Annotated in this window: 8 protein-coding genes and 1 tRNA gene; 7 read left to right on the plus strand and 2 right to left on the minus strand. The window is 61.8% G+C overall.

Going from position 1 to position 7,023, the window contains the following annotated elements; genetic code table 11:
* Positions 1 to 274: 274 nt before the first annotated feature.
* On the minus strand, positions 275 to 991 hold the full coding sequence (locus tag ENJ37_00900; GenBank protein ID HHL39042.1) for a DUF3047 domain-containing protein: 717 nt from the start codon (positions 989 to 991) through the stop codon (positions 275 to 277).
* A gap of 154 nt (positions 992 to 1,145) precedes the next feature.
* A complete protein-coding gene (locus ENJ37_00905; GenBank protein HHL39043.1) occupies positions 1,146 to 1,721 on the minus strand; it encodes a hypothetical protein in 576 nt (191 codons plus the stop codon).
* Positions 1,722 to 1,907: 186 nt separating this feature from the next.
* On the opposite strand from ENJ37_00905, the gene ENJ37_00910 reads away from it, so the two are divergent.
* The 7 genes from ENJ37_00910 (at position 1,908) to ENJ37_00940 (ending at position 6,926) form a co-directional block, all read left to right on the plus strand.
* The gene (locus ENJ37_00910) at positions 1,908 to 2,198 is read left to right on the plus strand and encodes a co-chaperone GroES (GenBank protein HHL39044.1); all 291 of its coding nucleotides are present in this window, start codon (positions 1,908 to 1,910) and stop codon (positions 2,196 to 2,198) included.
* A gap of 54 nt (positions 2,199 to 2,252) precedes the next feature.
* Positions 2,253 to 3,896 (plus strand): chaperonin GroEL, encoded by a 1,644-nt coding sequence (gene groL / locus ENJ37_00915; GenBank protein ID HHL39045.1) that lies wholly within the window; start codon positions 2,253 to 2,255, stop codon positions 3,894 to 3,896.
* Between the two features lie 79 nt (positions 3,897 to 3,975).
* Positions 3,976 to 4,632 carry an endonuclease III gene (locus ENJ37_00920; GenBank protein ID HHL39046.1) on the plus strand — a complete coding sequence of 219 codons (657 nt, stop codon included), beginning with the start codon at positions 3,976 to 3,978 and terminating at the stop codon, positions 4,630 to 4,632.
* 426 nt (positions 4,633 to 5,058) lie between these two features.
* Positions 5,059 to 5,277, plus strand: a complete 219-nt coding sequence (locus tag ENJ37_00925; GenBank protein HHL39047.1) for a glutaredoxin family protein — start codon at positions 5,059 to 5,061, stop codon at positions 5,275 to 5,277.
* A 152-nt stretch (positions 5,278 to 5,429) separates the two neighbouring features.
* Complete coding sequence (locus tag ENJ37_00930; protein ID HHL39048.1) at positions 5,430 to 5,843, plus strand: nucleoside-diphosphate kinase; 414 nt, start codon at positions 5,430 to 5,432, stop codon at positions 5,841 to 5,843.
* A gap of 34 nt (positions 5,844 to 5,877) precedes the next feature.
* Positions 5,878 to 6,765, plus strand: coding sequence for a heme-binding sensor globin domain-containing protein (locus ENJ37_00935; protein ID HHL39049.1), 888 nt, complete (start codon positions 5,878 to 5,880; stop codon positions 6,763 to 6,765).
* A gap of 84 nt (positions 6,766 to 6,849) precedes the next feature.
* Positions 6,850 to 6,926: transfer RNA gene (locus tag ENJ37_00940), tRNA-Pro, on the plus strand.
* Positions 6,927 to 7,023 lie beyond the last annotated feature (97 nt).

The following is a 7,023-nucleotide window of genomic DNA, read 5'->3' on the forward strand; positions in this document are numbered from 1 at the left end:
AAAAACTTTTAACGCCCTGCGGATCATCCCGATTTTGCAAGCAAAATCGGGATGATCCGCAGGGAATTAAAAGTCTTTGAAGGGGGTCTGGGGGAAACTTTCTACAGAAAGTTTCCCCCAGGGTAATTAATCAGAGCTTCCCTAAGAGTGGGGACGCAGGGGGGGACCGGTCCCGGATTGCAAGAGCGGTCCGGTGAAGAGGGGGGCGCGGGCTCTCCCGGGGCCCGTCGGCGGCGGCCCCGGGGAACGGGGCGGCCGTGCCGATGCGAAGCACTCACTTACGGGCGAAGTAGATATCGGCGATGAAGGCTTCGGCGAAAGTCCCGGTGTCGTCGGAGTCGATCATGACGGCCACCCGGCCCACCGGCGGCGGTTCCTCGCCGAAGAGCCGCTTGTAGTCCTCGTAAACGTTGCGCCTCTCCCTGAACCACCGGCCCAGCCCCTCGGAGCCGCTCCTGATGACGATATACCTGGTGTTCGATGTCTTGGTGCTCGTCACCCGGCTCTCCCGCGGCGCGCTCGTGTCCCAGATGTAGCCGATCACCCTGCTGTTTATCACGGCCGGCCAGCGGGGGAATATGACGTAGACCTGGGCCGCCTGGTCGTCCCTCGACCGGTGCCTCACATCGGCGCCCTCGGGCAGCCTCGTCACCTTCCACCGCCAGCTCAGGTAGGGCGACGTTCGGATGTCAAAGCTCACGTCCTTGTAGAGGGCCGTCGAGGTGGCGCGGCTGCGGAGCTTTATGGCGCGGCCCACCTCGGTCTCGACGACGGCCACGTCGGCCTTGCCCCGCCACTCCTTAAGGTCCCAGCCCCGGGGCACGCCGTCGGTCTCCTTGACGGCGTCGCTTCTGAAGACGTAGATGTAGGCAGAGGCCGCCGACGCGGCCGCCACGGCCGTGACCGTGAAGAGCGCCGCAGCAGCAATGACCGCACGGAGACGGACACCCCCCTTTCGTCTCCCGACAAACAAGCAGCCGGTCTCAGGCATGGCACCTCCCGTGAAGATTGTAAGGGCGAAGAGCGTATGAGAAGGAAACAGCGTAGGTAATTATACGAAACGTGAAGGGCCGGCGCAAGGATTTTTCCCCGCCGCCGGCCCTCTCCCCCCATAGGCATTCGAGGGAAGGCGCCTGCCCGCGCCCCTACTGGAGGGTGGGCCGCGCCGACAGACTCGGCTCTATGCCCAGCTCCTTGAGGAGCCTTTCGGAGCGGCGGCTGCCGGTCCTGAGCCACCGCTCGTAGATGCGCAGCACGTCGCTCGCCGACTGCAGGCCGCTTCGCTCGCTCACCTCGCCGAGCACGTCCATGAAGCTCGTAAACTTGCTCTCGAGCTCGCGGAAGGTGCCGGCAAGGGGCTCCGCCTCCCTCCCGCCCGGCGACATGGCGGCCAGGTGGCCGTAGGAGGTGGTGCCCATCGTTATGTAATAGTCCACGTCTATTACCTTTCTGTTCAGGCTGTCGGAGAAGAAGCCCGACACGAAGAGCGCGTAGTCGCCGAGGTGGCGCAGAAGCGTTCTGCGCAGGGCCGCATCGCTTGAGAGCGCCTTGACATAGGTGAGGGCCAGGGGCTCGTCGGGAAGCCTCGCAGACTCGACAAAGCCCGCAAGAAGGCTCGTAAGGTAGTACTCCGTCGTCTCGCTCGCCTCCACGCCCTGACGCTCCATGGCGGCGCACACATGCTCCCTGAAGTGTTCCATCGCCGTGAGTTCCTTAAGCATGGCCTACCCTCCCTGGTCTTTTCTCAGTCAAATCAACGAGTTGGCAATCGGCTGCAGAGAGTGCTAAAAAATCCCTTGACAATCCGGCAACCCGTCCCTATATTACTTTCATTCGAAACCGCCGCTCCCTTACTATATCGGCGGTGGAAATATTATACTTAAAAAACACCCAAGGAGGGAGGTTAAATGAACATCAGACCGCTTCATGACCGTGTAATCGTCCAGAGGGCGAGCGAGGAGGAGAAGACCAAGGGTGGCATAATCATCCCCGACAGCGCCAAGGAGACCCCCATGGAGGGGACCATCATCGCCGCCGGTCCCGGCCGCAAGGACGAGGACGGCAAGCTCCATCCCCTCGACGTCAAGGCCGGCGACAAGGTCATATTCAGCAAGTACGCCGGCTCGGAGATCAAGATCGAGGGCGAGGAATACCTCATAATGAGGGAGGAGGACATCCTCGGCATCGTCGAGAACTGATCCCCCCGACCATCGAGACCACGTCTTTTCGCAAATCCAAGGAGGTTATGTAAAATGGCAGCAAAGGAGATATCTTTCAGTCACAGCGCGCGCAGCTCCATTCTCAAGGGAGTCAACACGCTTGCCGACACCGTGAAGGTCACCCTCGGCCCGAGGGGCCGCAACGTGGTGATAGAGAAGAGCTTCGGCTCGCCCACCATCACCAAGGACGGCGTGACCGTGGCCAAGGAGATAGAGCTGGAGAACAAGTTCGAGAACATGGGCGCCCAGATGGTCAAGGAGGTGGCCAGCAAGACCTCCGACGTGGCCGGTGACGGCACCACAACGGCCACGGTGCTCGCCCAGGCCATCTTCCGCGAGGGCACCAAGCTCGTAGCCGCCGGCCACAACCCCATGGACCTCAAGCGCGGCATCGACAAGGCCGTCGAAGAGGCCACCAAGGCGCTTGAAAAGCTCTCCAAGCCCATCAAGGAGAAGCAGGAGATAGCGCAGGTCGGCACCATCTCGGCCAACGGCGACACGACCATCGGCGAGATAATCGCCGAGGCCATGGAGAAGGTCGGCAAGGAGGGCGTCATCACCGTCGAGGAGGCCAAGGGCATGGAGACGGAGCTCGACGTCGTCGAGGGCATGCAGTTCGACCGCGGCTATCTCTCGCCCTACTTCGTCACCGACGCCGAGAGGATGGAGTGCGTGCTCGAGGACGCCTACGTGCTCCTCCACGAAAAGAAGATATCCAACATGCGCGATCTCCTGCCCATCCTCGAGAAGATCGCCAAGACCGGAAAACCCTTCATCATAATCGCCGAGGACGTGGAGGGCGAGGCCCTGGCCACGCTGGTGGTCAACAAGCTGCGCGGCACGCTCCAGGTATGCGCCGTCAAGGCCCCGGGCTTCGGCGACAGGCGCAAGGCCATGCTCGAGGACATCGCCACGCTCACCGGCGGCAGGCTCGTGGCCGAGGAGCTCGGCATCAAGCTCGAGTCCCTGGACATCACCGACCTGGGCCGCGCAAAGCGCATAGTCGTCGAGAAGGAGTACACCACCATCATCGACGGCGCCGGCTCCAAGGAGCAGATAGACGCCAGGGTAAAGCAGATCCGCAACCAGATCGAGGAGACCACCTCCGACTACGACCGTGAGAAGCTCCAGGAGCGCCTGGCCAAGCTCGTGGGCGGCGTGGCCGTCATCAACGTCGGCGCGGCCACGGAGACGGAGATGAAGGAGAAGAAGGCGAGGGTCGAGGACGCCCTCCACGCCACCAGGGCCGCCGTCGAGGAAGGCGTGGTGCCCGGAGGCGGCGTCTCATACCTCAGGGTGCTCAAGGCCGTCGAAGAGCTCAAGCTCGACGGCGACGAGCAGTTCGGCGTCAACCTCATCAAGCGCGCCCTCGAGGAGCCCATCCGCCAGATAGTCACCAACGCCGGCCAGGAGGGCTCCATAGTCGTAGAGCGCGTCAAGAACGAAGAGGGCGCCTACGGCTACAACGCCGCAGCCGAGAAGTACGAGGACCTCATAAAGGCCGGCGTCCTCGACCCCACCAAGGTCTCGAGGATAGCCCTCCAGAACGCCGCCAGCATATCGGGCCTCATGCTCACCACCGAGGCCATGGTCGCCGAAAAGCCCAAGGAGGAGAAGGGCGGCGCTCCGGGCGGCATGCCCGACATGGGCGGAATGGGCGGAATGGGAATGATGTAAGACCGTCACCGCCGTGCCTGAAAAGACGGCCCCTCGCCCCGGGGGGCCGTCTTTTTTTGGAAGCTCGCAAGGAGAAGGTGTGAAACGCAGTGACATAGCGCAGGCCCTGCGTCTCTTGAAGAAGGCGGCGCGGGAGTTCAGGACCCCTTACGTGAGCGAAGAGGCCGGGACCTCGCGCGACCCCTTCCGGGTCCTCGTCTCCTGCATCCTCAGCCTGCGCACCAGGGACGAGACCACGGCGGCCGCCTCCAAGCGCCTCTTCGCCATCGCCCCCGACCCGCCCTCCCTCGCCGACCTCGACACCGCGGCAATCGAAAGGGCCGTCTATCCCGTGGGGTTTTACCGCAGCAAGGCCGCCACCCTCAAGGAGATCGCCCGCAGAATCGTCGACGAGTTCGGCGGCGCCGTGCCGGACACCATCGAGGGGCTTCTCGAGCTCAGGGGCGTGGGCCGCAAGACGGCAAACCTCGTCGTCACCATGGGGTTCGGCAAGCCCGGCATATGCGTGGACACCCACGTCCACAGGATAACGAACCGCTGGGGCCTGGTGAGCACCCCTACGCCGGAGAAGACCGAGTTCGCCCTGCGCGAGCTGCTGCCGCGGCGCTACTGGATCGAGATAAACGACCTGCTCGTCGCCTACGGCCAGAACGTGTGCACGCCCCTCTCTCCGTGGTGCAGCCGCTGCGTGGTGGCCCACCTTTGCGACGCCGTCGGCGTGGCAAGACGAAGATAATGCTTGCGCGACGGCGGCAAATGATGTTATATAGGGATACTCTGAGGAAGCTCTGATTAATTACCCTGGGGGAAACTTTCTGTAGAAAGTTTCCCCCAGCCCCCCTTCAAAGACTTTTAATTCCCTGCGGATCACCCCGATTTTGCAAGCAAAATCGGGGTGATCCGCAGGGCGTTAAAAGTTTTTGGAGGGAGTCTGAGGGAACCGGGGGTCTGTGACCCTTTTACAAAAAGGTTCCCTCAGTGCAATAAATCAGAGTTTCCTTAAGACGCAGGGGGTCCGCGGGGACGGGGGACCATGACACTTTTACAAAAAAAGGTTCCCTCGGGGTGATTGACCGGAATCTCCCTTACGATCCCGGGGCGTCTTCATCTTCCAAGAAAGGGCCGGACGCCGGCCCTGAAAACTTCCATGGGAGGTCCTGTCATGGCGAAAAAGAAGGTTCTCATCTACGGCAAGGACACGTGACCCTACACCACGGCGGCCCGTGAGGATTTCGCCGGAAGGGGTTACGAGGTGGAGTACGTGAACGTCAAGTCAAGCCAGGCGGCCATGGACGAGATGATCCGCCGCAACGGCGGACGCCGCGACGTGCCCGTCATCATCGAGGAAGACCGTCTCACCGTCGGCTTCGGCGGCACGTGAGCGGTCTGACGAACAGGCCCGTAGGTTACGGGCCGCAGGATTCACGAAAAACAGGTCTCAACAAGACGGGAGCCCCTTTACGCTAAAGGGGCTCCCGTCTTTGTCGGCCCCCATGCCGCGCGGGCCGCGGCGAAGAGACCACAGGAGGAGAGATGGAAAGGACCCTGTCCATAGTTAAACCCGACGGAGTGAGAAAGAACCTCATCGGCAAGGTCATTGCCCGCTTCGAGGAGGCCGGCCTGCGGGTGGCGGCCCTCAAGATGGCCCGTCTCACCAGAGAGCAGGCCGAGGGCTTTTACGCCGTCCACCGGGAGCGCCCCTTCTTTGCAAGCCTCACCGAGTTCATGAGCTCCGGACCGGTGGTGCTCATGATAATAGAGGGCGATGGCGCCATAAGGAAGGTCCGGGAAATAATGGGCGCGACCAACCCGGCCGAGGCCGCACCAGGCACGATACGACGCGACTTCGCCGACTCCATCGAGGCCAACATCGTCCACGGCTCCGACGCCCCCGATACGGCGGCCTTCGAGACCTCCTACTTCTTCAACGCCCTCGAAAGGTTCTAACCCTTCTCCACGCGCAAGGCTCGCTGACGTACCGATGGAAACCACGGCGAAGATAAAGGCCCACTACGACTTCACCTCGCGGGACGCGAAGAACCTCGTCGACGTGCGACCCATCGTCGAGGCCCACCTCGACGAGTTCGCCGAGGCCTTCTACAACTACGTCAGGAACTTCGACAAGGCCCACGTCTACCTCAAGGACGATCAGACCATAAAGAGGCACCAGGACGCCCTCAAGCAGTGGCTCCTCAACCTCTTCGGCGGAGACTACGGTCCCCAGTACATGAAGGAGCTCGAGCGCATAGGCTACGCCCACGTGCAGATCGACCTCGACGCCCACTATGTCAACGCGGCCATGCACTTCGTGAAGCGCTACCTCACAGAGCTCCTCTCCAGCGAGATCGAAGACCGCAGCCGCCTCCTCTACGTGACCCGCTCGGTGGACAAGATCGTCGACATAAACCTCGATGTAATGACGAGCTCCTACATCGAGGAGGAGAAGAAAAACGTCTTCCTCTCCCAGGCCGTCGAGAGCAAGCTCATCGAGTTCGCCAAGCGCTACTCCTACGGCCTCAACCTCGTGCTCGTGCTCGGCCTCGTCGTCATGGGCGGGCTCGTCATAGGACTCGTCATATACGATACACTCCACGTCTTCGACGGAAAGCTCGAAAAGGGACTGCTGAGCACCTTCGGCAACCTCCTCATGCTCTGGGTCGTCATCGAGCTCCTCGACACGGAGATAGAACACCTGCGCGGCGGCAAGTTCGCCATCAAGGTCTTCATAAGCGTCGCTCTCGTGGCCATCATACGAAAGATACTCATTACGAGCCTCAAGGCCGAGGCCGTGGGCGCCCAGCTCTCGCTCGTCGCAGCCGTGGCCGTCCTCGGCATCGTCTACTGGCTCATAGCGCGTGTGGAGAAGTAGACGAGCCCCCGCACAACCCTCAAAAGGCTGGACTCAAGGGACTGAAGAGAGTATAATAACTCGCGTCGCATATCCACCTGAAGTCGGGGCGTGGCTCAGCCTGGTAGAGCACCGCGTTCGGGACGCGGGGGTCGGAGGTTCAAATCCTCTCGCCCCGACCACATACCTTGCTTTCCGTTTCCATACGACGCATCCTCGCCCCTTGCGGCCATCACCGACAAAATATGATTAAGGAAGCTCTGATTGATTACCCTGGGG

It is taken from the genome of Deltaproteobacteria bacterium, assembly GCA_011375175.1.
In the GTDB taxonomy this organism is placed as follows: Bacteria; Desulfobacterota; GWC2-55-46; order GWC2-55-46; family DRME01; genus DRME01.